The following is a 24,065-nucleotide window of genomic DNA, read 5'->3' on the forward strand; positions in this document are numbered from 1 at the left end:
TGTGCCATGTTGCGGACCTGCACGGACCCTGTCATGCTGCGCGCATGGAGCAGGATGCCTCGAAAGACGACGATATCGCAGAAATACGCCTCGATGCGAAGGAAGCCGTCGTTCTATTCGAGCTTCTTTCCCGCTGGTCCGATCCGAAGGCAACGCACACCCCCGACAAGTTGTGTTTCGAAAGCCCTGCCGAATGTGCGGTATTGAACGGTTTGCTCGGGGATCTCGAAAAGCAGCTCGCTGCTCCGTTCAAGCCCGAATACAGGCAGATTCTCGCCGATGCCCGCAGCTTCCTGGCGGGGCGGTGGAATGATCCGACCCTCCGCGGCTGAACTCTTCTAAACCGTCGACTTAGATCGGAATTTTGATCTGCTGTAGATGGTGATCCCGTAAAATCCGCAATTGCTGCACCACGGCGCCGCACAAGTCGTGCTAAGGCTCGATGCCATGAAAGCCGCTACAGAACAAAACTATCGTCGGCGCATTGCCCGGGTCATCGAGGCGATCATGGTCGATCCCGCAGCACCCCATTCCGTCGAAAGCCTGGCGGCGGTCGCCCATTTCTCGCCGTTCCATTTCCACAGGCTCTATCGGGCGATGACAGGCGAAAGCGTAGCCGCTACGATCCGCCGGGTGCGGCTTGCGCAGGCGGCCAATCAATTGGCCGCGAGCCCTGCCTCGGTCACCGAAACGGCGCTCGAGGCAGGCTACGACAGTTCGCAGAGCTTCGCCCGCGCCTTTCGCGGCATGACCGGCCTCACCCCGACCGCATTCCAGCTGCAACAGCAGGCGATCACTGCAAATCTGCCCACCGTTACGGTCGACGACCGACTTCCCGCAACACTCTTCGGGCTGCGTCACGAAGGGCCGGCCCAGACGATACCGCACACCTATCGCCGGCTCGCGCAAAGGCTGGCGGAGCGCGGGCGTGCCTGGCATGATATGACACGCATCGGCATCGGCTCCGGCGATCCTGAACAAGGGGCAGGGTTCTGGTATTTCGCCGCTGTCATGCTGTCGCCGGACGATGCTGCGGCCGAGGGACTGGAGCAGCGCGATCTGCCCGGCGGCCTCTACGCCTGCTATCGGCTCATGGGTTCATATACCCTTATTTCGCCGACCTTTCAGACGCTCTTCGGCGGCTGGCTGCCGCAGAGCGGTTACGAGCCTGACGACCGCCCTGTAGTCGAGCTCTACCTCAATCATCCGGCCAAGGTGATGGAGCACGAAATAGCCACCGATCTGCTGATCCCGTTGCGTCGCACCGTAGCCTGAACTGTTCGAGATCGGACTTCCGAATGGAACATGCCGGCCATCAGGGTCGGCGTGTCGATATCACTCGTCCTTGCCTCCCTTGATCCCGTTCCCGGAGAAGAAAATGCGCTTCATGAAGATTGGAATTCTCTTGGCCCTCGGTCTGGCTGCCTCATCGGCTCGAGCGGCCGGTCTGACGTCCATTCAGGTTCCTGCAACGGCAGACAATCCGGCCCTGAGCGCCTTCGTCTGGTCGCCCTGCGCGACGCCGCCGGAGGAGGTGAAGCTTGGACCGATGACGGTGACTGCCGCCCGCAATTGCCCGATCGCCGGAAGCAAGCTGCCGCTCGTCGTCATCTCGCATGGGCACGGCGGCGGTGCCCTCAACCATCACGATGTAGCGGAAATGCTGGCCGATGCCGGCTTCCTGGTAGTCGCGCTCAACCATCCCGGTGACAATTTTTCCGATCTCAGCCGGTCGGGCGACATCTCGATCATGTTTCAGCGGCCTAGAGACATAAAGCGTTTGATCGACTTCCTGCTTACCAGCTGGCCGCAAGCAGCAAAAATCGATCGCGATCGCATTGGTTTCTTCGGCTTCTCGCGTGGCGGCTACACTGGCCTGGTGCTTGCCGGCGCGGTTCCGGACTTTCGCGATGCCACGGTTCCCTGTCCGGAGCCGGCTCCGATCTGCGGCGAAATCCGCCGCAACGAAATACCGGCCGAACCGCTGGCCCGTGATCCGCGCATCAAGGCCTTCGTCCTTGCAGATCCGCTGAGCTTCTTCTCGACGAGGGAGAGCCTCAAGGCAGTCGGCGCTCCGATCCAGCTCTGGGGGTCAGAACATGGTGGTGATGGGGTGCTGCCGGAAAATGTCGCGGCACTGGCCGCCAATCTGCCTGACAAGCCGGACTTCCACGTCGTGCCCGGTTCGGCCCATTTCGCCTTCCTGGCGCCATGTTCGCCCGGCTTGGCCAGGTCGCAGCCGGAGATCTGCACGGATCAGGCGGGATTTGACCGGGCCGCGTTTCACAAGTCGCTCGATGCTGACGTTCTCGAATTCTTTCGCCAGAATCTCGCGCCGGAGCGCAAAAGCTGAAAGCTAAGGCGAAATGGCTGCGACAAAAGAAAAGCCCCGCCGAGGCGGGGCTTTTGTCGTCATTTCGATGGTGCCGGTTTTCGTTTGAAGAGGCCCTTCAGATTGTCGAAGAGTTCCACCTTCACGCCATGGCGCTTCATGATGATCGACTGCTGGATGACCGAGAGCGTGTTGTTCCAGGCCCAGTAGATCACGAGGCCGGCCGGGAAGCTTGCCAGCATGAACATGAACACCAGCGGCATCCAGTTGAAAATCATCGCCTGCGTCGGGTCGGGCGGCGTCGGGTTCATGCGCATCTGGAAGAACATGGTGACGCCCATGATCAGCGGCCAGACGCCGAGATGCAGGAAGGTCGGAGCCGCAAACGGCAGCAGGCCGAACAGGTTGACGATCGAGGTCGGATCGGGAGCGGAAAGGTCCTGAATCCAGCCGAAGAACGGCGCGTGGCGCATCTCGATGGTGATGTAGATCACCTTGTAGAGCGAGAAGAAGATCGGGATCTGCAAAAGCACTGGCCAGCAGCCGGCGATCGGGTTGATCTTCTCTTCCTTGTAGAGCTGCATGGTCGCCTGCTGCAGGGCCATGCGGTCGTCGCCGAACTTGGCCTTCAGCTCCTCCATCTTCGGCTGCACGCGCTTCATGTTTGCCATGGAGGCATATTGCCGGCTGGCGAGCGGGAAGAAGAGCGCCTTGACGACGATGGTGGTGCAGAGGATGGCGACGCCGAAATTGCCGAAGTAGCGGAAGAAGAAATCCATCAGCTTGAACATCGGCTTGGTGATGAAATAGAACCAGCCCCAGTCGATCAGGCGGTCGAAGCGCGGGATCGAGTAGCTGGTCTCGTAACGGTCGATGACCGGGACTTCCTTGGCGCCGGCGAAGACGAGATTCTTCAGCTCGATCGACTGGCCGGGGGCGACGGTTACGGCATCTTCCTTGTAATCGGCCTGATAGCGCGGTGTACCGTCGGTGAAGTGCGAGAAACGGGCGTCATATGCCGTCGACTGCGGCGGTACGATCGTTGCGGCCCAATATTTGTCCGTCATGCCGAGCCAGCCGCCGGTTGCCTTGGCGGGCGTCGTGGCTTCCTTTTCGGTAGACGCATATTTGGTCTCGATCAGGCCGTCATCGCCGATGACGCCGATGAAGCCTTCATGCAGGACGTAAGCCGACGGCGTCTCGGGCTTGTTGTAGCGGGTGACGCGGCCGTAGCTCGACAGCGCAACCGGCGCCTGGCCGCTATTGGCGATCTTGTCGCTGATCGTGAACATGTAGCGATCGTCGACCGAGATGGTGCGGGTGAAAGTGATGCCCTTGTCATTGGTATAGGACAGCGTCACCGGCGTCTTGTCGGTCAGCTTGTCGCCGCTTGTAAGCTTCCACAGGGTCGAAGGGCCGGGGACGACGCCGGTCGCATCGCTGCCGACATAGCCGAGTTCGGTGAAATAGCCGTCCTTGGTGTCAGCGGGGCTGAACAGCGTGATGATCGGGCTGCTCTTGTCGACCGTCTCGTGATAGCTCTTGAGGCGGAGATCGTCGAGGCGAGCGCCTTCCAGGTTGATGGAGCCGGCAAGGGCCGGCGTATCGATGATAACGCGCGCGGATGCGGTCTTTTCGACGGACTGGTCACGGGTGAGGACCGTCGGCGTCGTCTGGCCGTTCGCCGGCAGCGAACCGTTGACGGCAGTGCCCGCAGCAGCTGGCTGCGTCGTCTGGGCTTGCTGCGCCTGCTGATGGGCCTTGGCGGCCTGCTCGGCCTGGCGCTGCGCTTCGAGGCGCGGGTTCATGTAGAAAAACTGCCAGCCGAGAACAATCAGCACAGACAGTGCAATTGCAATGAAGTAATTGCGGTTGTTTTCCATCATACTTTCCTGGAGCGGTCCATTTCCGACCGCCGGTGTTTCGGCCTGGTTTCGATGCGGCTTACGAGTTCGCTCGCCAGTTTTTCGAAAGGCGCGGTCAGCACCTCGCGTCGCGCGACAACCACATAGTCGTGTCCGGGCTGCATTGCAAATCCGGCGTGAAGCCGCACGGCTTCTTTCAGCCTGCGCCGCATGCGGTTGCGCTCCACCGCGTTGCCATGTTTTTTGGTGACGGTAAAACCGACGCGGGGTTCGGCGTCGGCGGTCTTGTGGTCCAGCATTTCGATGAGGAAGAAGCTGCCTCTGCGCTTCTCGCCCTCGCGGACTGCAAGAAACTGCGGCCGGCTTTTCAGCCGCCCGACAGTCTTTTTTGGTCGTTCATTCGTCAATTTGCCCGCCATCCTGGATTATCGGGCACTTCGGCCCTTAGGCCGAAAGACGCTTGCGGCCGCGGTTGCGGCGAGCGGAAAGAACCGCACGGCCGCCCTTGGTGGCCATGCGCGCACGGAAGCCGTGACGACGCTTGCGGACAAGCTTGGATGGTTGGTAGGTACGCTTCATTTATTTAAACACCGCGGAGTGCGGCCCTTCTTGAGCTTTGCTTTTGATAGCAAGGAGCGTTGTTGATTATGGCGAACGGACTTGGCCCGCAAAAGCAGGCTCCATGACCGGACGTGCGCGGGCTTATACGGATCAAGGCCCCGGAAGTCAATTATAGGAGCGCAGATTCCTTGATATCAGGCAAATTCGCGCTACCGACCGCAGCAACGCGCATTTGGCGGCAGTGCTCGGTGGAATGTGTGCACAACCTTAAATATAGATTGCGGATGTCCTAAAATATATAAGAAGTATAGTTGGGAATGCAGTACGTTTAGATTAAAAATACTTCAATATAACATTAATGATTTTAACCGATATCTAGCTCTATGTCGTAAAACCCATCGATTTATGGGGGATGGGATCTGCGCCGGAGGGGTATTGTGAAAATTCGCGGCAAAATAAATCTGCTTGTATCTGTCATGGCCGGGGCGGCGCTTCTGATTGGCGCCACCGCCCTCTATGCGTTGCATCAATATGACCAGAAATTACAGAGCTACGAGCAGACGGCGAGCCGTGCTTACATGGGTGAGCGCCTGAATCGCTACGTGACCGCGGTGGTCATGGAAGCGCGCGGCATTTATGCCGCTGCCGCGGCAAAGGATTCCAAACCCTTTGCCGATGGGCTGATGGCCGATCTCGACGAAATCGACAAGGTGCTGACGGACTGGGCGCCTCTGGTGCCGGATACGCAGAAGCCGGAATTCACCAAGCTGCAGGCCCGCGCCCAGGAGTTTCGCGTCTTTCGCACCGAAACGGCCAGGCTGGGCGTAACCGATGGCCCGGATGCCGCCGGCAAGCAGGGCAACAACGAGGCGAACCGTGCCAACCGCAAGGCTTTCCAGGCCGAGATCGATGCGATCGTCCAGACCGACAAGGCGGAGCTTGCGAAAGCCGAAGCCGAGATTGCAACCTTTCACAGCAACGTCTTGTGGGTCGTTCTCGGCATCATGATCGCCGGTATCGTGGCGGGCGTCGGCCTCGGAGCCTATATCGGAACCGTCCACCTGAGCCGCCCGATCCGCAAGGTGACCGATGCGATAAAGAATGTTGCCAACGGCCATTTTGATATCGAGGTGCCGTTTGCCGGCCGTCAGGACGAAATCGGCGAGATGGCGGCAGCCGTCGACGTCTTCAAGGAAAACGGCAATGCCGTGCGCCGCATGAATGCCGAGGAGACGGCCATGCGCGCCAAGAGCGACGAGCTTCAGTCGAGCATGTCTCTCGCAGTCTCTGCCGCGGCAGCCGGCGATTTCAGCCAACGCATCGAGAAGGACTATGGCGACGTCAATCTCAACCGCTTCGCGCGCAACGTCAACGAGCTCCTGATCAGCGTCGACACCGGGATCGGCGAGGTCCGCCGCGTCATTGCAAGCCTGGCAGACGGTGATCTGACCCAGGCAATGAAGGGCGAATTCCAGGGCGCCTTTGCCGAGCTGCAGCAGAACGTCAATGCGACGCTCGCGACGCTGAAGAGCACCATGAGCGAAGTGCGCGAGACCACAGGTTCGATCAACTCCAACACCAATGAGCTCCGTCACGCCAGCGACGACCTCTCCAAGCGCACCGAACAGCAGGCGGCTGCCTTGGAAGAGACCTCGGCGGCGCTCGACGAGATCACATCCGTCGTGCAGAATTCAACGGAGCGGGCGCGCGAGGCCAGTGTCATGGTCAGCGAAGCCAAGGACGATGCCGCGCGCTCCGGCACGGTCGTTCGCAATGCCATCGATGCCATGGGACGCATCGAGCAGGCATCCGGCGAGATCAGCCAGATCATCGGCGTGATCGACGATATCGCCTTCCAGACCAATCTTCTGGCGTTGAATGCAGGCGTCGAGGCCGCGCGCGCCGGCGAGGCGGGCAAGGGCTTCGCGGTGGTTGCCCAGGAAGTGCGCGAGCTTGCCCAGCGCTCCGCGACAGCTGCCAAGGATATCAAGGCTTTGATCGGCAAGTCCGGTGGCGAGGTGCAGATCGGCGTCAAGCTCGTGCAGGCGACCGGCGAGGCGCTGTCGTCCATCGAGGCGCGCGTCCTCAAGATCAACGACCACATCCACTCGATCGCGACAGCGGCGCGCGAGCAGGCAACCGGCCTCTCCGAGGTCAACAACGCCGTCAACCAGATGGATGAAGTCACGCAGCGCAATGCCGCCATGGTCGAGGAAACATCGGCCGCGACCCATCGATTGGCGGCCGAGGCGGATGGCCTTGTCCATCTCGTCTCCCGCTTCAAGGTCGATGCGGCCAATGTTTCCGCACCCGTTCCAGCGCGCGCGGAAACGCATCGCCCGGCGGCTTCGCCGGCACGGCGCATGATCGACAGGGTCGCGACTGCCTTTGGCGGAGGAGCGCTTGCTCCAGCCGCCGCGGCGCAGGGCTGGGAAGAGTTCTGATCCTGCCGATCGATCCCATCGATATGAGGCTGGTTGTGGCGCCTTGGCGTCGTAGCCGGCCTTTTCCTTCTGCCAAAATCCGGAGCCGATTGGAAAAAAGCCCACAATCGCCTATTATCTAGTTTCGATCAGGTCGCATCAGATCGCTTTGCGGCGAAGCGGGACAATTGAAATGGACAGTGGGCAGGACAAGGGCGCCGTAAAGGACGGCAAGGTCGAGAAAGGCCGCCTGTCCCAGTTTTGCCGTCCCACAGGCATTTTCGGCGGCCTTTCCGGCAAGCTTCTCATTCTCACCGTCGTTTTCATTTCGTTGGCGGAAGTGCTGATCTTCGTGCCGTCGGTTGCCAATATGCGGCTGCGCTGGCTGGAGGATCGGCTGAACACCGCCGCTGCCGCCGCTATCGTCATCGATGGTCTGCAGCCGGCCGAGTTGCCGCGTGCCTTGCAGAAGGAAACGCTGATGGCGACTGGCACGCGCGCCATCGTTCTGCGCAAGGACGGCACGTCGCGCCTGCTGGCAACGGCCGAGATGCCGGCCTCCGTCGATGAGAAATACGATCTCAGCGACGTGTCTCAGCTGACCGCGATCAAGGATGCGCTCGATACGCTGCTGTTCGGCGGCAACCGCATCATCCGCGTTTTCGGCCCCGTCGGCGGCGATGCTAACACCGGTATCGAGGTGGTGCTGAAGGATACACGGCTGCGCAATGCGATGCTTGCCTATTCACGCAGCGTCTTCTTCGTCTCCATCCTCATCTCGCTGTTCACCGCGACGCTGATCTTCTTTGCGATCAACCGCATGATGATCCGCCCCATCCGCCGGCTGACGGACAGCATGCAGGCCTATTCTGACGATCCGGAGGATCCCGGCCGTGTTCTTGCACCGGAGAGGGGACGGGACGAACTGGCCGTGGCCGGCCGGCATCTCGCCGCGATGCAGTCGCAATTGCAGAAGACCTTGAAACAGCAGAAGAATCTGGCTGCCCTTGGCTTGGCGGTGTCGAAGATCAATCATGACATGCGCAATATCCTCTCGGCCGCGCAGCTGATGTCGGATCGTCTGGTCGATGTCGATGACCCGATGGTCAAGCGCTTTGCTCCGAAGCTGTTGCGCACCATCGATCGGGCCGTCGGCTATACGACCGAAGTGCTCTCCTATGGCCAGACCTCCGAGTCGGCGCCGCGCCGGCGCAAGATTCGCATATTCGAGCTTATCGAAGAGGTGCGCGATATTCTGGCGATCGATCCGGATAGCGGCATCGAGTTCATCGAGCAACTCAGCCCGGACCTGGAGGTCGATGCCGACAGCGAGCAGCTGTTCCGAGTCATTCATAACCTTTGCCGCAACGCCCATCAGGCACTGATCGCTTTCGGCGAGGCGGCGCCCGATAGCGTCAGGCGGATCACGGTCTCGGCGCACCGGATCGGCAGTGTCGTCAGCATCACCGTCGACGATACCGGCCCGGGCATGCCGCAAAAGGCGCGGGAGAACCTGTTCACGGCCTTCCGCGGCTCGGCCCGCTCCGGCGGTACGGGCCTTGGCCTGGCGATCGCCCGTGAGCTCGTCCTTGCCCATGGCGGCACCATTGCGCTCGTCGAAAAACCGGCGGCCGGCACGCAGTTCCGCATCGAAATTCCCGACCGCCCGGTATCGCTCGATGATTACCGCAGCAGAAGCCTCCAAGAAAACTGATTTTTTTCAGTAACTTGACGTCAATATGCACGAAAATCGCGATCTTTTTCAGAAATCCACTTGCATTCCCTCAAGGGAGGCTTTAGAGAACCGCCCACGCCAACGGTTTCTTCCGTTTCGGCCACGCACCCGTAGCTCAGCTGGATAGAGCACCAGACTACGAATCTGGGGGTCAGGAGTTCGAATCTCTTCGGGTGCGCCATTTCAGTACAGAACTGCGAACCGCAAACGCCGCCGATTCCCCGCTCGAAGCAGCGACGAGGCTTTGAAGCAGGTCCGATTTCCTCCCCATGATGCGAACCTCGTCATCGGCGACCTCAACGCGCTGGGCAAAGGCGCGCAGGTGGTCCCGCCGATAGCCGCCTCCTTCGATCCGCAGGCTGATGCGTGCGGTTTCCGAAAGCGCGTCGATCATGTCTGGCGTAACGGCCCGGTGCCCGGAGCTGTCAAGTGTCGCCCGTATCCGCTCGGCGTCCGCCGCCGCCTGATCGCGGATCGCTTTGAGATTGGCGATCCGGTCCTTCAGTCCCATGTCGTCCAGCGCGGCCACACCCGTTTCGATCGCATCGTAGAGACGACCCAATCGCTGATCCGTCTCGGTGATTCGCCGATTTAAATCAGCCAGGTGTTCGCGCCGGCGTTCGGCTCGTTCCTGCCGGCGATCGAGAAGGCTCGACAGGATCGTCTCCAACCGCTTCGGTTGGAGAAGGCGCTCTTCAAGATGGCGCGCGACCAGATGATCGAGCTTATCCATTCGGATCGAACGCCCTTCGCAGCCGACCTTGCCTTGCCGCGCTTTGGTCGAGCAGGAGTAATAGGTGTACTGCCCGCCATTGCCCTTGCCGGTACGCAGCGTCATCGCACCGCCGCACTTCGCGCAGAAGCAGATGCCGGTGAGCAGCGTCGGACCACTCGTAACTCGTGCGGGCACCAACATCGGATTGCGCGATTTGAGACGCGCCTGAACGGCGTCGAACGTCTCCCTCTCTATCAGCGGCGGCACCGCCATGATCGAGACCTCGTTCTCCGGCTTCCTCTCGCGGTTCTTGAAAGAGCGTGTGTTGAATCGGTGCTCGCCGATATAGGTCGTGCGGGTCAGGATCGCGTGGATTTGCGCCAGGCCCCATTTCCCGCCGTCACGGGTGAACATGCGGCGTTCGTTGAGATAGGTCGCAATGGCCTTGACGCCCTTCGGGCCAGACGTACCGCCGCCTTCGAGGAACAGGCGATAAATGAGCCTGACCGTTTCCGCGTGCAGCGGATCGATCTCCAGCTTCTTCTTGATCTTCGATCCACGCTGCTCGGCCGCGACGACGCGATAGCCAATGGGTGGTCGCGCGCCGTTCCAGAAACCCTGACGGGCGTTCTCGTTCATGGCGCGCAGGACGTGCTTGGCGTTCTCCTTCGATTGGTACTCGTCGAACAGGGCCATGATCTGCCGCATCATGACGTGCATGGGATCGTCGCCCATCTCCTGCGTGATGGAGACGAGCTTGACGCCATTCTTCGCCAGCTTCCTGACATAGAATTCCAGCTCGAAGTGATCGCGGAAGAAGCGCGAGAAACTGTGAACCACGACGACATCGAACGGCGCAGGCTTCGATGTGCCGGCTTCGATCATGCGCTGGAATTCCGGGCGGCGGTCATTGGTGGCGGAAGCTCCAGCCTCCACGAAGGTTTCGACAAGCTGGTATCCACGCGAAGCACAATAGGTTTCACCCTGCTTACGCTGATCCGGGATCGACACGTCATGCTCGGCCTGCCGCGTCGTCGAGACGCGCAGATAGAGCGCCGCGCGCTGCACGATATGCGGACTTTGAATGTTCATGGGCGGCCTCCCTTCGCTTCGCGCCGTTCGAGCAAGGGCAGTTCCAGGGCCACCCGATCGTGCAATACCTTCGGCATGATCTTCCGGCCTTTGCCAGGCTCCATACTGACGAGACCGTAGCCCGCCATGGTCTTGAGGGTTCGAGACAGGCTCGACTTCGCCCGCCCGGTGATCTGCGACAGCTCCTCCAGCGAACCGGGTGCTTGCTCGTCGATGACGCGCAGCAGTTCGCGATTTCCGCTGGAGAGCACCTGCGCGAAAGATTCAGTGGAGGTGAACCACACCTTCGGATCGTCCGCCGCCGACTTTTCCTCGCCGCGCGCGATCCGCATGGTGCGGGCCTTCATCTCGTCGTAGTCGGCAATCCCGACTTTCAAGGTGGTCATAACACGCCTCGCTCCTTCAACACCGCGTCCACCGCCTGCCAGAAGTCGGCCAGTAGCGTGGCCGCGTCCTCCCAGGCGTATGGCTTCACGGTCTGGAGGCGGTGGCGATGGTCCATCGGCTCTCCCCTTCTGCCCCGGCCGACCGGATGGGCGTTGTCAAAGCCGACCAGCCGTTCGCCCGAAGGCCCGTGAAGCGTGAGCGAGTAATCGAGGCCGTGCGGCTTTTCCGGTGAGACCGGAATGCGGGTGACGACGAACTTCACCCAATGACCGCCCTCGGGATCGACAACAAGCACCTGACCGTCAAGGTCCAGTAGCGTGTCGAGGCTCGGGTCACGATCCTCGCTCATGGCTTATTGTTAACATCTGATGTTAACTTATTCAAGCCCTCATTACCTTCGGCATCAAGAGGGCCGAACAGCCGGTCGAGAACATCGCCGAAATAGCGCTCGAAAATGTCCACCTCGGCTTCGGTGACCGGCACACGCTCCGGCCAATCGTCGATGACGGGCAGCTTCTCGACATCGAAAGTGCCAGACCACGGGTTGCGGCGGCGTGGCGCGCGCGACGGCGCGAGATCGTCGCCATAATTGTAAAGGTCGTCAGGAAGTGCTTGCGGGGCTGGCCGTTGTGGCCGCCCCCTGCGGGCGCGGGAATCTTGCGCGGACATTGAATCCTCCGTGGTTCGCGATTGAAAACCGAGCGTCAGGAGGCCCGGATTTATGCGAAGCATGGAGGGAGATCGGCGGCCGGTAGCGTGCCGCATTTGCGCTCGCGCGCCAGCGGCACCCCAGCATAGAAAGCGGGGGGCCGCGGCGGCGGATCAGCTTGGCGTCCGCCGTGCTTTCGCAAAGCCGCGATCGGTGGCGATGAAGCGCTCCAGCATCGGCACGATCAGCTTGGCCGGCTCGATCGGTGCGCCACCTTCGGCCAGGAGGCGGCCGTATTCGATCAGGTCGCGGTGGAGTGCGGCGGGTAGCTCCAGCGCGATCCTGACGGGCTTGTCGTCAGCGATGGGACCGAGTTTCAGCTTGGTCATGGTCAGCTCCTATAGGGCTCGAACACGATGTCGCGCGTGACGATGACCCTGACCGGGAAACCGGGCCGGATGGTCAGCGTGGGTGCGACCTGCAACTGTCGTTGGATGATCTGCTGACCGGCCTGGTTGACCGTATCCTGTGCGCCGTCTCGGATGGCGCGGATCAGGCGGTCATTGTCGTCGGTGGCGAGTTCCGCGCCGACGCCGAGCAGGGTCGAGAGCGCAGCGGCCTTGGCGAGGTCCCACCAGTGATAATCGACGCCATCCTCAAGGCCGGCGTACCCTTGCGTGTCGGCGCCGGGCTGGCGCTCGAGAACGATCGAGCGGCCATTCGGCATGATGAGCCGGTTCCAGACAAGCAGCACGCGGCGCTGTCCGAACTGCACGTTGTTGTCATACTGGCCGATCAGGCGCGTGCCCTGCGGCACGAGCAGGATACGCCCGGTCGGGCTGTCGTAGATGTTCTCCGTGACCTGCGCAGTGATCTGGCCGGGAAGATCGGAACGGATGCCGGTGATGAGCGCCGCCGAGATGACGGCGCCGGCCTGAAGCACGAAGGGCGAAGCCGGCGGCGTGACGCGATCGGGCGTGACGGTGCGGCGGTCGGCCGCCGCGTTGAGGAAGGCGAGCTGCTTGTCCTGTCTGGTGGCGGGCTGGCCCGCTGCGCCGGCCGGGTCGAGGCCCGCGAGACCGGGCATCGCACCGGATGCGGTTGCCGCCGTCGAGCCCTGCCGCGACTGAAAGAAGACGGTGCTGAGACGGGCGGCCTCTTCCTCGGCGCGGCGTCGCTGTTCGGCCTCGCTGACGCCGGGCGTCGGAACCGCGGGTGTCACGACGGGCTGGCCGTTGTTCTGGGCGTCGAGGATCGGTCGGCCGAGATCGCCGGGCAGCGCCGGTCCCAGGACCGGGCCGGTATAGTCCTTCGGCAATCCGGCGAGACCATCGGCGGTCTGGCGGTTGTTGGTCGAATAAAGCTCCTCGCTGCCATCGCCGGGCGCGCGGGTCTGGAGCGCGTAGATCAGCGCCCCGCCGATCCCGACCATAGCGACGGCGGCGACGCTGGCGAGCATCTTGCGCGACAGGCGGGTGACGCGCGGCGGCTCGCTGCGCAGGCGCATGGGTTCGGCGTTGGTGTCTGGGGTCTCGGTCATGATTGCGGCCTCCCGTCGGTGCGGACGATCCTGACGGTCTGCTGGCGGTCGCCAGCGCCAAGGCGCAATTCGGCCGCGCCGAAGAGGCGGTCGACGATCAGGATGTGTTGATAGATGCGGCTGTTGACGATCTGGGTTTTGCCGTTGGGGCCGATGACGAAGATCGGCGGCATCTCGCCCTGCACGATGCCGCGCGGGAATTCGACATAGACGCGGCGGCCATCGTCATAGACGGCGACGGGCTTCCACGGCGGATTGTCGCCCGTGAGGCCGTAGCGATAGTTGCGCGCGGCAACGGCCGGAATGACCGGCGTTGCCGGAAGTGCCTGCTGGCCGCCGCCTGCCGGCGGCGGATAGGCCCAGGCGACGGCCGGCATATAGGGCTTCTCGCCCGAACGCAGCTCGATCATGTAGGTGCGCTTGTCGGTCGTGATGACGAGATTGGTGGTGATGTCGGCGCGCGACGGCTTCACCAGCACGAGGACGCGGCGGCCGACGCCGGAGCCGGATTCGGTGTCGCCGATGATCCAGCGGGCGGTGTCGCCCGCCGCGATCGGCCCGGAGCCGGTCAGGCTCTCGCCGGGTTCGAGCACGATGCTCGTAATCTGGCCGGGCGCGGCATAAACCTGATAGAGCGCGCCTTCCGACCATGGATAGACCTGGATGGCGTTGTAATAGCCCTCGCGGCGCGGCTGCACGCGCGCCGCGGCATTGGCGTTCTCGACGCGCACCGTGGGCGTGCCGGCGGTCTCGCCGCCGCGCGCGACGGTCCAGGCCGGCGGCGTGTGGAGCGGCTTGGGGCGCTCGTCCGTGACGGTGACGGGCACGACGGGCAGCGGCGGCACACTGGCGTCGTAGTTGATCTCGGGCGGCTTGAAGGTCGCGCAGCCGGCGAGTGCCGAGGCGGACAGCAAAAGGGCGATGGCGGCAGGCGTGCGGAAAGTGCTCCTCATTGGCCCATCTCCCGCGACCAATTGATGGCGTTGACGTAGATGCCGAGCGGATTGGCTTTCAGCCGCTCAGTGTCTCGGGGCGGCTGGACGGCGATGGTCAAGATCGCCGTCCATCGCTCCGTCGCGGCGAGCACGCCGTTCTCGAAGCGCCGTTCCGTCCAGGCGACGCGGAACGAATCCGGCGATGCGCGGATGACGCTGGAGACGTCGACGGCGATCTGCTGCTTGCCGACCTTGGCGAAGGGATCGTTGGTGCGGGCATAGTCGTTGAGCGCGCCCGCGCCGCGATCGGTGGTCCAGTCATAGGCGCGAAGCCAGTTCTGCCGGACGATGATCGGATCAGCGGGAATGCTCCTGACCTGCTCGATGAAGCGGGCGAGATGCCAGGCGATTTGCGGATCGGTCGGGCGGAAATCCGCCGTGGCCGGCGCGATCGCTTGCGCCTGGCCGAGCTTGTCGACCTGTACCACCCACGGCACGACGGTCCCACGCGCGGACTGGATCACCAGTGCGCCCGCGAAGCCCGCCGAAAGGATCAGCGCGCCGAAGGCCATATAGCGCCAGTTCCTGGCCTGCACACGGGCCGAGCCGATGCGCTCGTCCCAGACCTGGGCGGCCTTCTGATAAGGCGTTTCGGGTTGGACTGTCTTGCCGTAATGCGCGGCGGGTCGATTGAAGAGGTTCATGAGCGGTCGCTTTCAGAGAGGTTGATGGAAGAACCGGAGCCGTGGCTGTCGCCGGAGCGGACGGCATGAGCGGCAGCGCTGACGCCGTGGCTGACCGTCTGGCCGCGCTTCATGCGCTTGGCCCAATCGGGCGGCGTGCCGTCCGTCGTGGCCGATGGCGTGGGTGCGGCAGCGGTAGCTTCGCCGCCGACCGTTCCCATGGTCGATGAGCCGCCGGTTGCCCCGAAGCCGGCCTTCGCGCCGTCGCTGAAGCTGGATTTGAGGCTGGAGGCCGCACGGCGAAGCGGTGAGAACGCGGCGTTGCCCGCGGTGCTGCCGGCTGCGCGGGCCACACCGCCGATGCCCGATGCGACGCCGGAGGCGCCGGACTTGCCGAGCGATCCGAGCGAATAGGCAGACGATGCCGCACCCACCGCGGTCGCGCCGCCACGTGCTGCTGCCGCGCCACCGGAGAGCATGGCGCCTCCGCCCTTGGCGGCAAGCATCGCACCGCCGCCGACGGCCATGGCAGCGCCGCCGACAGCAAGGCCGGTGCCGACCGCTGCGCCCGCGCCGAGCTGCGGGCCGCCGGAGACGAGGCCATTGGCGATGCCGGGGCCGAAGATGCCGAGACCGACCAGCGAGAGTGCGGCGAGCACGACGGCCATGGCGTCGTCGATGCTCGGGGTCTGACCGCCGAAGCCTTGGGTGAACTGGCTGAACAGCGTCGAGCCGATGCCGATGATGACGGCGAGAACCAGAACCTTGATGCCGGACGAGATGACGTTGCCGAGCACCTTTTCGGCCATGAAGGCGGTTTTCCCGAACAGGCCGAACGGGATCAGGACAAAGCCGGCGAGCGTCGCCAGCTTGAACTCGATCAGTGTGACGAAGAGCTGGATGGCGAGGATGAAGAAGGCGAGGATCACCAGCGCCCAGGCGAAGAGCAGGCACGCGATCTGGATGAAGTTCTCGAAGAAGGCGACCCAGCCCATCAGGTCGGAGATGGATTCGAGCAGCGGCCGGGCCGCGTCGAGGCCGGTCTGTGCGACATTGCCGGGGCGGAGCAGATCGGCGGTGGAAAAGCCGGTGCCGCTCGCCTTGAGGCCGAGGCCGGCGAAGCTGTCGAAGACGATCTTCGCGAGGTTGTTCCAGTTGCCGATCAGGTAGGCGAAGATGCCGACGAACAGCGTCTTCTTGACGAGCCGCGCCATGATGTCGTCATCGGCAGCCCAAGACCAGAACAGCGCGGCCAAGGTCACGTCGATGACGATCAGCGTCGTGGCGATGAAGGCCACTTCGCCGGACAGAATGCCGAACCCTGAGTCGATGTAGCGGGTGAAGGTTCCGAGGAAGTTGTCGATGACGCTTGCGCCGCCCATGGCTCACCGCCCTTCGTTGGCGGACGGCACGGCCGGCGCAGGCGTGCGGCCAAGGAAGCGGTCGCGGGTCTCGGCCCAGACGCGCAGGCACCCCGTATCCTCGGCCGCTTTCTGGCCAAGCTGCTGGCACCGACGTTGGCCCTCGCGCAGCGGATCGCGCGAGGGCTCATGAAGACGCACGGGCGAGGATGGCGCAGCCTGTTCCTTGCGGGTCATCTCGATTGCCGTCGCGGTGACTGCGACGGCGACGAATATGATTGCGCCCAGCCGGGCCAGCATCTTGCCATCCATCGCCCGCGCCTCAGTTGCCGTTGTTGAACATCTGCGCGTTGCCGGGCGTGTAGCCGCCGCCCGGTGTCAGGAACCGGCGGCGCTGTTCGCGGCCCTGTTCGGCAGCGGCGCTACGCTCCGCCTCCGTCAAAGCGCCAGCGCGCCCATTGGCGGCGAGCAACGCGACGAGATCGGAAAGCTGCTGCGACTGGAGGGCGAGAAGCTGGTTGCCGGCCTGCGTCGCCTGAAGTGCGCCGGTCGCGCCCTGGCTCTGGCCGACCAGCGCCGACATCTGCGCGCGGTTGCTGTCGATGTTGCCGACAGCGCCGGCCTGCACGCGCATCGCGTCCTGCAAGCCGCCGACGGTGTTTTGCCAGCGCGAACGGGCATTGGCGACGAGCTGCTGGTCGGTCGCCGACATCGAGACGTTGCCGTACTTCTGGCTGAACATCTGGTCGATCTGCTGGACATCGAAAGCGATGCCCTGCGCCTGCTGCAAGAGCTGTTGCGTCTTCTGGACGGACTGCTGAATCTGCTGGAGCGCCGAGAACGGCAGGCTGGCGAGGTTCTTCGCCTGATTGATGAGCATCTGCGCTTCGTTCTGAAGCGAGGTGATCTGGTGCGTGATCTGTTCCAGCGAACGCGCTGCCGTCAGCACGTTTTGCGCATAGTTGGTCGGGTCATAGACGATGCGCCAGGCATGGGCCGGCGTCGCCATCATCGGTGACAGGGCGATCGGCGCGGCGGCGAGCATGGTTGCGGCGAGCGCCAGGGTGCGCGAACGGATAAGGCGGGTCTTCATGATGCAGTCTCCTTTTCTGCGTGGGGGATCGGGAAAGTCGGGATGAGATCGGCAGCCCAGCCGGCGTCGCGGGCCTGAAGCCAGGCGCCAAGAAAACCGTCGCGGTCATGTTCGGCGACGAGGTTGGCGATCAGGGTCTGGTCGGATTTTGAAGAAGCGGCGCAGAGCGCGAGGCCGACTTCGCTGAGGTCCAGCTCGAAGAGCCGGTTGCCGCGCCGCGACTGGCAGTAATAGTCCCGCTTGGGCGTTGCCCGCGCGAGAATTTCGATCTGGCGGTCATTGAGACCGAAGCGGCGATAGATCGCGGTGATCTGCGGCTCGATCGCGCGCTCGTTCGGTAGGAGCAGCCGCGTCGGGCAACTCTCGATGATGACCGGTGCGATATTGCTGCCGTCGATGTCGCTGAGTGACTGCGTGGCGAAAATGACCGACGCATTCTTCTTGCGCAGCGTCTTCAGCCATTCGCGGAGCTGGCCGGCGAAGCCTTCATCGTCCAGCGCCAGCCAGCCTTCGTCGATGATGAGCAGCGTCGGGCGGCCGTCGAGCCGGTCGCCGATCCGGTGAAACAGGTAGGACAGGACGGCCGGAGCCGCGCCGGTTCCAACAAGCCCCTCGATCTCGAATGCCTGCACGGCGGCGCGGCCAAGGTGTTCGGCCTCGGCATCGAGCAGCCGGCCATAGGCCCCGCCAACGCAATACGGGCGCAATGCCTGCTTCAAATCGTTCGACTGGAGCAGGACGCTGAGACCCGTGATGGTGCGTTCCTCGACTGGCGCGGAAGCGAGCGAAGTCAGCGCCGTCCAGATATGCTCCTTGGCTTCGGGCGTCATCGGCACGCCCTCGCGCATCAGGATCGCCGCTATCCAGTCACCGGCCCAGGCGCGTTCATAGGTGTCTTGAATGCGCGCGAGCGGCTGAAGCGAAACGGAGGTGTCGGAGCCTTCGGTCAGGCCGCCGCCGAGATCGTGCCAGTCGCCGCCCATGGCGAGCGCGGCGGCGCGGATCGATCCGCCGAAGTCGAAGGCGAAGACTTGGGCTTGCTCGTATCGGCGGAACTGGAGCGCCATGAGCGCGAGCAGGACGGACTTGCCCGCGCCGGTCGGGCCGACGACCAACGTGTGGCCAACGTCTCCGACATGAAGGGATAACCGGAACGGAGTCGAGCCTTCGGTCTTGCCATACAGCAAGGGGGGCGCACCGAAATGCTCGTCCCGTTCCGGCCCCGCCCACACGGCAGAGAGGGGGATCATGTGGGCGAGATTGAGCGTCGAGACCGGCGGCTGACGGACATTGGCGTAGGCATGTCCGGGGAGCGAGCCGAGCCAGGCGTCCACCGCGTTCACCGACTCGATCATCGCGGTGAAGTCGCGGCCCTGGATCACCTTCTCGACGAGGCGGAGCTTCTCATCGGCAAGACGGGGATCGGCGTCCCACACCACGATCGTCGCCGTGACATAGGCCATGCCGGCGACATCCTGACCGAGTTCCTGCAAGGCGAGATCAGCATCGGCCGCCTTGTTCGCCGCATCCGTGTCCACGAGGGCGGATGCCTCGTTGGTCATGACTTCCTTGAGGATCGCGGCGATGCTCTTGCGCTTGGCGAACCACTGGCGCCTGATCTTGGTCAGCAGTTTCGTCGCGTCGGTTTTGTCGAGCAGGATCGCGCGGGTGCTCCAGCGATACGGGAACGCCATGCGGTTGAGGTCGTCGAGCAGGCCGGGCGTCGTCGCAGTCGGAAAGCCGATGATGGTGAGGACGCGCAGATGCTCGGCGCCAAGGCGGGGTTCGAGCCCGCCGGTCAACGGCTGGTCGGCGAGCAGCGCATCGAGATAGACCGGCGTTTCCGGCACGCGGACGCGATGCCGGTTCGTCGAGACGGTCGAATGGAGATAGGTCAGCGTCTCGCCGTCATCGAGCCAGTCGCATTCGGGCATGAAGCCGTCGAGCAAAGCCAGCACGCGGTCGATGCGATCGGTGAAAGCGCGCAGGATCTCGTGGGGATCGACGCCGCTGCGCTCGCGACCCTCGTAGAGCCAGGTCTCGGCGCGGGCGGCTTCCTCGGCCGGTGGCAGATAGAGGAAGGTCAGGAAATAGCCGGACACGAAATGCGCGCCGGCTTCTTCGAAATCGGCTTTGCGCTCGGCATCGACCAGACCGGAGGCCGGATCGGGGAATTGGCTGTCGGGATAGGTCGCGGCTTCCGAGCGCTGCGCCTCGACAAAGATCGACCAGCCGGAGCCGAGACGACGCAAGGCGTTGTTGATGCGACCGGCGACCGCGACCAGCTCGGCTGCGACCGCGCTGTCGAGATCGGGGCCACGAAAGCGCGCGGTGCGCTGAAAGCTGCCGTCCTTGTTGAGCACGACGCCCGGCGCGACGAGCGCGACCCAGGGCAGATAGTCGGCAAGGCGGCTGGCAGAGCGGCGATATTCGGCGAGGTTCATCATGGTTGCGCCTCCCTCAAACCGACAAATGACCGGGGATGCGCAGATGTCGGCGGCCGACCTCCACGAAGAGCGGATCGCGCTTGGCGGCCCAGACCGCCGCGAAATGTCCGACGGCCCAGATGAGGAGGCCGACGAGCCAGAGGCGCAGGCCGAGGCCCACGGCCCCGGCCAGCGTCCCGTTCAGGATCGCGATGGAGCGCGGTGCACCGCCGAGCAGGATGTGCTCGGTCAGCGCGCGGTGGACCGGCACGGTGAAGCCCGGCACGTCCAGTTGTTCGAACGCCGTCGCCATCAGACGAGCGCCCCGCCGCCGAACGAGAAGAACGACAGGAAGAAGCTCGACGCCGCGAAGGCGATCGATAGGCCGAACACGATCTGGATCAGCTTGCGGAAGCCGCCCGACGTGTCGCCGAAGGCGAGCGCCAGGCCGGTCGCGATAATGATGATGACCGCGATGATCTTGGCGACCGGGCCTTCGATCGACTGAAGGATTTTCTGGAGCGGCGCTTCCCACGGCATGGAAGAGCCGGAAGCGTGCGCGGCGGGCGCGAGGACGAGATTGACATAGGCGACGGCGGCGACCGTCGCGACGGTGCGGCGCACGCGCATGGGGATGCGGATCATGAAGGTTCTCCTGTGCTGCTGGGGGTGGCTGGGGTGATGCGGTAGTCACCGTCCGGCCCGAGCCCTTCGACACGGGCGAGTTCGGCGAGCCGGCGCGCGGACCCGCGGCCGGAGAGGACGGCAACAAGGTCGATGGTCTCGGCGATCAGGGCGCGCGGGACCGTGACGACGGCTTCCTGGATGAGCTGTTCGAGCCGGCGCAGCGCGCCGATGCCCGTTCCGGCATGGATGGTGCCGATGCCGCCGGGATGGCCGGTGCCCCAGGCTTTCAGGAGATCGAGCGCTTCGGCGCCGCGCACCTCGCCGACAGGGATGCGGTCGGGGCGCAGGCGCAGCGATGAGCGGACGAGATCGGAGAGCGTCGCGACGCCATCCTTGGTCCGCATGGAGACGAGGTTGGGCGCGGCGCATTGCAGCTCGCGCGTGTCCTCGATGATGACGACGCGATCCTGCGTCTTCGCCACCTCGGCGAGCAGCGCGTTGGTCAGCGTGGTCTTGCCGGTCGAGGTGCCGCCCGCGACGAGGATATTGGCGCGCGCGGCGACGGCTTCGCGCAGCGTCGCGGCTTGATCGGCGGTCATGATCCCGGCGGCCACGTAGTCCGCGAGGGTGAAGACAGCGACGGCCGGCTTGCGGATCGCGAAGGCCGGCGATGCCACGACTGGGGGAAGCAAGCCCTCGAACCGCTCGCCCGTTTCGGGCAGCTCGGCCGAGACGCGCGGGCTTCGGGCGTGAACCTCCGCGCCGACATGATGGGCGACCAGGCGCACGATGCGCTCACCGTCGGCGGGCGACAGGATTTCGCCGGTGTCGGACAGTCCTTCGGAGAGCCGGTCGATCCAGATGCACCCGTCAGGGTTCAGCATCACCTCGACGACGGCGGGGTCTTCCAGAAAGCGTGCGATGGCCGGGCCGAGCGCGGTGCGGAGCATTCGCGCGCCGCGTTGGATCGCCTCCGGTTTCTGGTGAGAAGAAGTCATGTCGTCCCCAAGATTTGAAGGGGACGCAACAGACAGTTCCCCGATCGGGGATGATTAAAAGAGCCCGAAATCGGTCCTGTTCAACAAGTATCGAGAGCCGTGCGGCGGTCGACGGCTATCGGCGGTGAATAGGACGGGTCGATTATTCTTGCGATACGCCGTTCGTATCTTTCTGGTCTGTTGCCGGACCTTCGGGGATGGACTCGACGTCGCACGAAAGCTCTTTCAGGAACCTGTCGCCGCTCGCCAGACGGCGGCCGAGATTCTGCATGAAGCCCTCGAACCGCTCGGCGCCTTTCGCGCGTGCGGCGGCCTGAGCGTTCTCCGGCAGCGGCGGCGTAGAGGAGAGCCAGATCAGGACGAAGAGCGAGAGTGTCTCGCCGAGCACGGCGAGATCTTCGTCGAGCGTGTCGATCTGGCGGCCGAGCTTGTCGAGGCGGCGCGACATGGCCGCCTCCAGCTTCTCGGTCGTGTCGCCGGAGAGGAACGACGCGACGGCGGCCTCCACGATGGCTGATGCCGAGACCTTGCGGCGCATCGCCAGGGCGTCGACCTGTTTGAGCAAGGTGGGATCGAAATAGACATTCCTGCGGGTGCGGGTCGGCATGGCGCGGTCCTTACAGTTCGATGCCGTCGCCGGGGTCGAGCGAGGCTTGCCGCGCGACCATCCGCATGCGGCTGCGCATGGCGTTGGCCTTGGCGGCGTCGACATCGGGGTCGTCGTCCAGAAGCTCAAACTCCTGTGCTGGCGACGGCGGCGGGGTGATCTCTTCGTGCTCGGGCAATTCCGGCTCACGGCGGATACCGGCATTGGCCGGATCGCCGCCGTCTTCGCCCGCGCCCGTCGCGCTCGTCTGACCTGCCGCCGCGACGACGCGGCCCGACCAGTCGTCGGACGTGGCGGTGTTCGCGGGAGCGCTCGCCAGCTCGGGTGGCGTGATGATGCGCTCCTGCAAACGCGCATCCTCGAAATAGCGGGCCTTGGTGGCGCGGATCGGCGGCGTGCCCGCAACCATGACGATTTCCTCGGACGGCGGGAGCTGCATGATCTCGCCGGGCGTCATGAGCGGCCGCGCCGTCTCCTGCCGCGAGACCATCAGGTGGCCGAGCCAGGGCGAAAGCCGGTGGCCGGCATAGTTGGTGGAATCGCGCATTTCGGTCGCCGTGCCGAGCGCATCGGACACGCGCTTGGCGGTGCGCTCGTCGTTGGTCGCGAAGCTGACGCGCACATGGCAATTGTCGAGGATGGCGTTGTTCGGCCCATAGGCACGTTCGATCTGGTTGAGCGATTGGGCGATCAGGAAGCCCTTGAGGCCGTAGCCCGCCATGAAGGCGAGCGCCGATTCAAAGAAGTCGAGGCGACCCAGCGCCGGAAACTCGTCGAGCATCAAGAGCAGCCGGTGGCGCTTCGTCGTCGCGGTCAACTCCTCGGTGAGCCGGCGGCCGATCTGGTTGAGAATGAGGCGGATGAGCGGCTTGGTGCGATTGATGTCGGATGGCGGCACGACGAGGTAGAGGCTGACCGCCTTCTTGCCGCCGACGAGATCGGCGATGCGCCAGTCGCAGCGCGCCGTGACGCGGGCCACGACGGGATCGCGGTAGAGGCCGAGAAACGACATGGCGGTCGAGAGCACGCCGGAGCGTTCGTTGTCGGATTTGTTCAGCAGCTCGCGCGCCGACGATGCAATGACGGGATGGACGCCGGCTTCGCCGAGATGCGGCGTGTCCATCATCGCCCGCAGGGTGGCTTCTACCGGGCGGCGCGGATCGGAGAGGAAATTGGCGACGCCCGCCAGCGTCTTGTCCTTCTCCGCGTAGAGGACGTGCAGGATCGCCCCGACAAGCAGACTGTGGCTGGTCTTTTCCCAGTGATTGCGCTTGTCGAGACTGCCTTCGGGATCGACCAGAATGTCCGCGATGTTCTGCACGTCGCGGACCTCCCATTCCCCCTGCCGAACTTCGAGCAGCGGATTGTAGGCCGACGATCGGGCATTGGTCGGATCGAACAGCAGCACGCGGCCGTGCCTGGCGCGAAAGCCCGCCGTCAGCGTCCAGTTCTCACCCTTGATGTCGTGGACGATGCAGCTTCCCGGCCAGGTCAGCAGCGTCGGTACGACGAGGCCGACGCCCTTGCCGGATCGCGTCGGCGCGAAGCACAGGACATGCTCCGGGCCGTCATGGCGCAGATAGTCCCGTTCGTATTTTCCGAGCACGACGCCATCAAGGCCGAGCAGGCCCGCCACAAGCACCTCCTCCTTCTCGGCCCATCGCGCCGAACCGTAGGTCGCGACGTTGCGGGCTTCGCGCGCGCGGATGAGGGACATGAGAATCGCGGCGGCGATGGCGATGAAGCCGCCGGATGCGGCGATGATCGAGCCTTCGGTGAAGATCGACGGCGCATAGGCGTCGTAGGAAAACCACCACCAGAAGAAGGCCGGCGGGTAGTAGATCGGAACGCCCGCCAGCTCGAACCAAGGCTGACCGAGTTGCGGCTGAAAGCCGAGCCGCCACGCGGTCCATTGCGTCGCCGCCCAGGTCATGACGAGAACTATGGTCAGAACGACGGTGATCTGACCCCAGAGGATTCGGCCGCCACGCATACAGGCTCCAATCGGCAAAAATGTCGGAGCCGATCAGAGAATG

Annotated in this window: 25 protein-coding genes and 1 tRNA gene; 6 read left to right on the forward strand and 20 right to left on the reverse strand. The window is 63.9% G+C overall.

The features are described from left to right. Positions 1 to 44: 44 nt before the first annotated feature. The 3 genes from GA0061103_RS22350 (at position 45) to GA0061103_RS22360 (ending at position 2,353) form a co-directional block, all read left to right on the forward strand. Positions 45 to 332 (forward strand): hypothetical protein, encoded by a 288-nt coding sequence (locus GA0061103_RS22350; protein ID WP_092715209.1) that lies wholly within the window; start codon positions 45 to 47, stop codon positions 330 to 332. Between the two features lie 115 nt (positions 333 to 447). Continuing rightward, positions 448 to 1,275 (forward strand): AraC family transcriptional regulator, encoded by an 828-nt coding sequence (locus GA0061103_RS22355; protein WP_092715042.1) that lies wholly within the window; start codon positions 448 to 450, stop codon positions 1,273 to 1,275. A gap of 103 nt (positions 1,276 to 1,378) precedes the next feature. Continuing rightward, on the forward strand, positions 1,379 to 2,353 hold the full coding sequence (locus GA0061103_RS22360) for an alpha/beta hydrolase family protein (RefSeq protein ID WP_208603551.1): 975 nt from the start codon (positions 1,379 to 1,381) through the stop codon (positions 2,351 to 2,353). A gap of 59 nt (positions 2,354 to 2,412) precedes the next feature. Here the strand turns inward: GA0061103_RS22360 and yidC are convergent, their stop codons facing one another. Genes yidC through rpmH form a run of 3 tightly spaced genes read right to left on the reverse strand, consistent with a single transcriptional unit; the run spans position 2,413 to position 4,776 of the window. Beyond that, entirely contained in the window at positions 2,413 to 4,215 is a 1,803-nt protein-coding gene (gene yidC / locus GA0061103_RS22365) for a membrane protein insertase YidC (RefSeq protein ID WP_092715043.1), read from the reverse strand. Next, positions 4,215 to 4,616 (reverse strand): ribonuclease P protein component, encoded by a 402-nt coding sequence (rnpA, locus tag GA0061103_RS22370; RefSeq protein ID WP_092715044.1) that lies wholly within the window; start codon positions 4,614 to 4,616, stop codon positions 4,215 to 4,217. Before rnpA ends, yidC begins: the two co-directional genes overlap by 1 nt. Positions 4,617 to 4,641: 25 nt before the next feature. Next, positions 4,642 to 4,776, reverse strand: coding sequence for a 50S ribosomal protein L34 (rpmH, locus tag GA0061103_RS22375; protein WP_041677194.1), 135 nt, complete (start codon positions 4,774 to 4,776; stop codon positions 4,642 to 4,644). Positions 4,777 to 5,195: 419 nt separating this feature from the next. Between rpmH and GA0061103_RS22380 the strand changes: the two genes are divergently transcribed. From GA0061103_RS22380 to GA0061103_RS22390, 3 genes are all read left to right on the forward strand, one after another. Beyond that, entirely contained in the window at positions 5,196 to 7,202 is a 2,007-nt protein-coding gene (locus GA0061103_RS22380) for a HAMP domain-containing methyl-accepting chemotaxis protein (RefSeq protein WP_092715045.1), read from the forward strand. Positions 7,203 to 7,374: 172 nt separating this feature from the next. After that, positions 7,375 to 8,895: a sensor histidine kinase gene (locus GA0061103_RS22385; RefSeq protein WP_092715046.1), complete on the forward strand. Its 1,521-nt coding sequence runs from the start codon at positions 7,375 to 7,377 to the stop codon at positions 8,893 to 8,895. Positions 8,896 to 9,020: 125 nt separating this feature from the next. Beyond that, positions 9,021 to 9,097 (forward strand) — tRNA-Arg (locus GA0061103_RS22390). Here the strand turns inward: GA0061103_RS22390 and GA0061103_RS22395 are convergent. The 17 genes from GA0061103_RS22395 to GA0061103_RS22475 form a co-directional block, all read right to left on the reverse strand. Then, positions 9,068 to 10,723 (reverse strand): recombinase family protein, encoded by a 1,656-nt coding sequence (locus tag GA0061103_RS22395; RefSeq protein ID WP_092715047.1) that lies wholly within the window; start codon positions 10,721 to 10,723, stop codon positions 9,068 to 9,070. The two genes, GA0061103_RS22390 and GA0061103_RS22395, sit on opposite strands and share 30 nt — an antisense overlap. Continuing rightward, a complete protein-coding gene (locus tag GA0061103_RS22400) occupies positions 10,720 to 11,109 on the reverse strand; it encodes an HVO_A0114 family putative DNA-binding protein (protein WP_092715048.1) in 390 nt (129 codons plus the stop codon). Before GA0061103_RS22400 ends, GA0061103_RS22395 begins: the two co-directional genes overlap by 4 nt. Then, positions 11,106 to 11,459 (reverse strand): toxin-antitoxin system TumE family protein, encoded by a 354-nt coding sequence (locus tag GA0061103_RS22405; RefSeq protein ID WP_092715049.1) that lies wholly within the window; start codon positions 11,457 to 11,459, stop codon positions 11,106 to 11,108. The genes GA0061103_RS22400 and GA0061103_RS22405 overlap by 4 nt, the downstream gene beginning before the upstream one ends. Then, a complete protein-coding gene (locus tag GA0061103_RS22410; RefSeq protein ID WP_092715213.1) occupies positions 11,456 to 11,779 on the reverse strand; it encodes a hypothetical protein in 324 nt (107 codons plus the stop codon). The genes GA0061103_RS22405 and GA0061103_RS22410 overlap by 4 nt, the downstream gene beginning before the upstream one ends. A 153-nt stretch (positions 11,780 to 11,932) precedes the next feature. Then, a complete protein-coding gene (locus GA0061103_RS22415; protein WP_092715050.1) occupies positions 11,933 to 12,148 on the reverse strand; it encodes a DUF2274 domain-containing protein in 216 nt (71 codons plus the stop codon). Positions 12,149 to 12,150: 2 nt separating this feature from the next. Next, a complete protein-coding gene (locus tag GA0061103_RS22420; RefSeq protein ID WP_092715051.1) occupies positions 12,151 to 13,299 on the reverse strand; it encodes a TraB/TrbI/VirB10 family type IV secretion system protein in 1,149 nt (382 codons plus the stop codon). After that, on the reverse strand, positions 13,296 to 14,252 hold the full coding sequence (gene trbG / locus GA0061103_RS22425; protein WP_092715052.1) for a P-type conjugative transfer protein TrbG: 957 nt from the start codon (positions 14,250 to 14,252) through the stop codon (positions 13,296 to 13,298). The genes GA0061103_RS22420 and trbG overlap by 4 nt, the downstream gene beginning before the upstream one ends. Beyond that, the gene (trbF, locus tag GA0061103_RS22430) at positions 14,249 to 14,938 is read right to left on the reverse strand and encodes a conjugal transfer protein TrbF (RefSeq protein ID WP_092715054.1); all 690 of its coding nucleotides are present in this window, start codon (positions 14,936 to 14,938) and stop codon (positions 14,249 to 14,251) included. The genes trbG and trbF overlap by 4 nt, the downstream gene beginning before the upstream one ends. Then, complete coding sequence (trbL, locus tag GA0061103_RS22435; protein WP_092715055.1) at positions 14,935 to 16,299, reverse strand: P-type conjugative transfer protein TrbL; 1,365 nt, start codon at positions 16,297 to 16,299, stop codon at positions 14,935 to 14,937. The genes trbF and trbL overlap by 4 nt, the downstream gene beginning before the upstream one ends. Positions 16,300 to 16,302: 3 nt before the next feature. Next, positions 16,303 to 16,590 (reverse strand): putative entry exclusion protein TrbK-alt, encoded by a 288-nt coding sequence (gene trbK-alt, locus GA0061103_RS22440; protein ID WP_020011486.1) that lies wholly within the window; start codon positions 16,588 to 16,590, stop codon positions 16,303 to 16,305. Positions 16,591 to 16,600: 10 nt separating this feature from the next. Beyond that, complete coding sequence (gene trbJ / locus GA0061103_RS22445) at positions 16,601 to 17,371, reverse strand: P-type conjugative transfer protein TrbJ (RefSeq protein ID WP_092715057.1); 771 nt, start codon at positions 17,369 to 17,371, stop codon at positions 16,601 to 16,603. After that, the gene (gene trbE, locus GA0061103_RS22450) at positions 17,368 to 19,818 is read right to left on the reverse strand and encodes a conjugal transfer protein TrbE (protein WP_092715059.1); all 2,451 of its coding nucleotides are present in this window, start codon (positions 19,816 to 19,818) and stop codon (positions 17,368 to 17,370) included. Before trbE ends, trbJ begins: the two co-directional genes overlap by 4 nt. Positions 19,819 to 19,831: 13 nt before the next feature. Then, entirely contained in the window at positions 19,832 to 20,110 is a 279-nt protein-coding gene (locus GA0061103_RS22455; protein WP_092715060.1) for a VirB3 family type IV secretion system protein, read from the reverse strand. Beyond that, positions 20,110 to 20,442: a TrbC/VirB2 family type IV secretion system protein gene (locus tag GA0061103_RS22460; protein WP_092715062.1), complete on the reverse strand. Its 333-nt coding sequence runs from the start codon at positions 20,440 to 20,442 to the stop codon at positions 20,110 to 20,112. The genes GA0061103_RS22455 and GA0061103_RS22460 overlap by 1 nt, the downstream gene beginning before the upstream one ends. Further along, positions 20,439 to 21,422: a P-type conjugative transfer ATPase TrbB gene (gene trbB, locus GA0061103_RS22465; protein ID WP_092715064.1), complete on the reverse strand. Its 984-nt coding sequence runs from the start codon at positions 21,420 to 21,422 to the stop codon at positions 20,439 to 20,441. The genes GA0061103_RS22460 and trbB overlap by 4 nt, the downstream gene beginning before the upstream one ends. 142 nt (positions 21,423 to 21,564) lie before the next feature. Beyond that, positions 21,565 to 22,029 carry a ribbon-helix-helix domain-containing protein gene (locus GA0061103_RS22470; RefSeq protein WP_092715065.1) on the reverse strand — a complete coding sequence of 155 codons (465 nt, stop codon included), beginning with the start codon at positions 22,027 to 22,029 and terminating at the stop codon, positions 21,565 to 21,567. 10 nt (positions 22,030 to 22,039) lie between these two features. Further along, on the reverse strand, positions 22,040 to 24,022 hold the full coding sequence (locus tag GA0061103_RS22475) for a conjugal transfer protein TraG (protein ID WP_092715067.1): 1,983 nt from the start codon (positions 24,020 to 24,022) through the stop codon (positions 22,040 to 22,042). Between the last annotated feature and the right edge of the window lie 43 nt (positions 24,023 to 24,065).

Origin of the sequence: Martinezella multihospitum, assembly GCF_900094585.1 — a bacterium.
Classification (GTDB): Bacteria; Pseudomonadota; Alphaproteobacteria; order Rhizobiales; family Rhizobiaceae; genus Rhizobium; species Rhizobium multihospitium.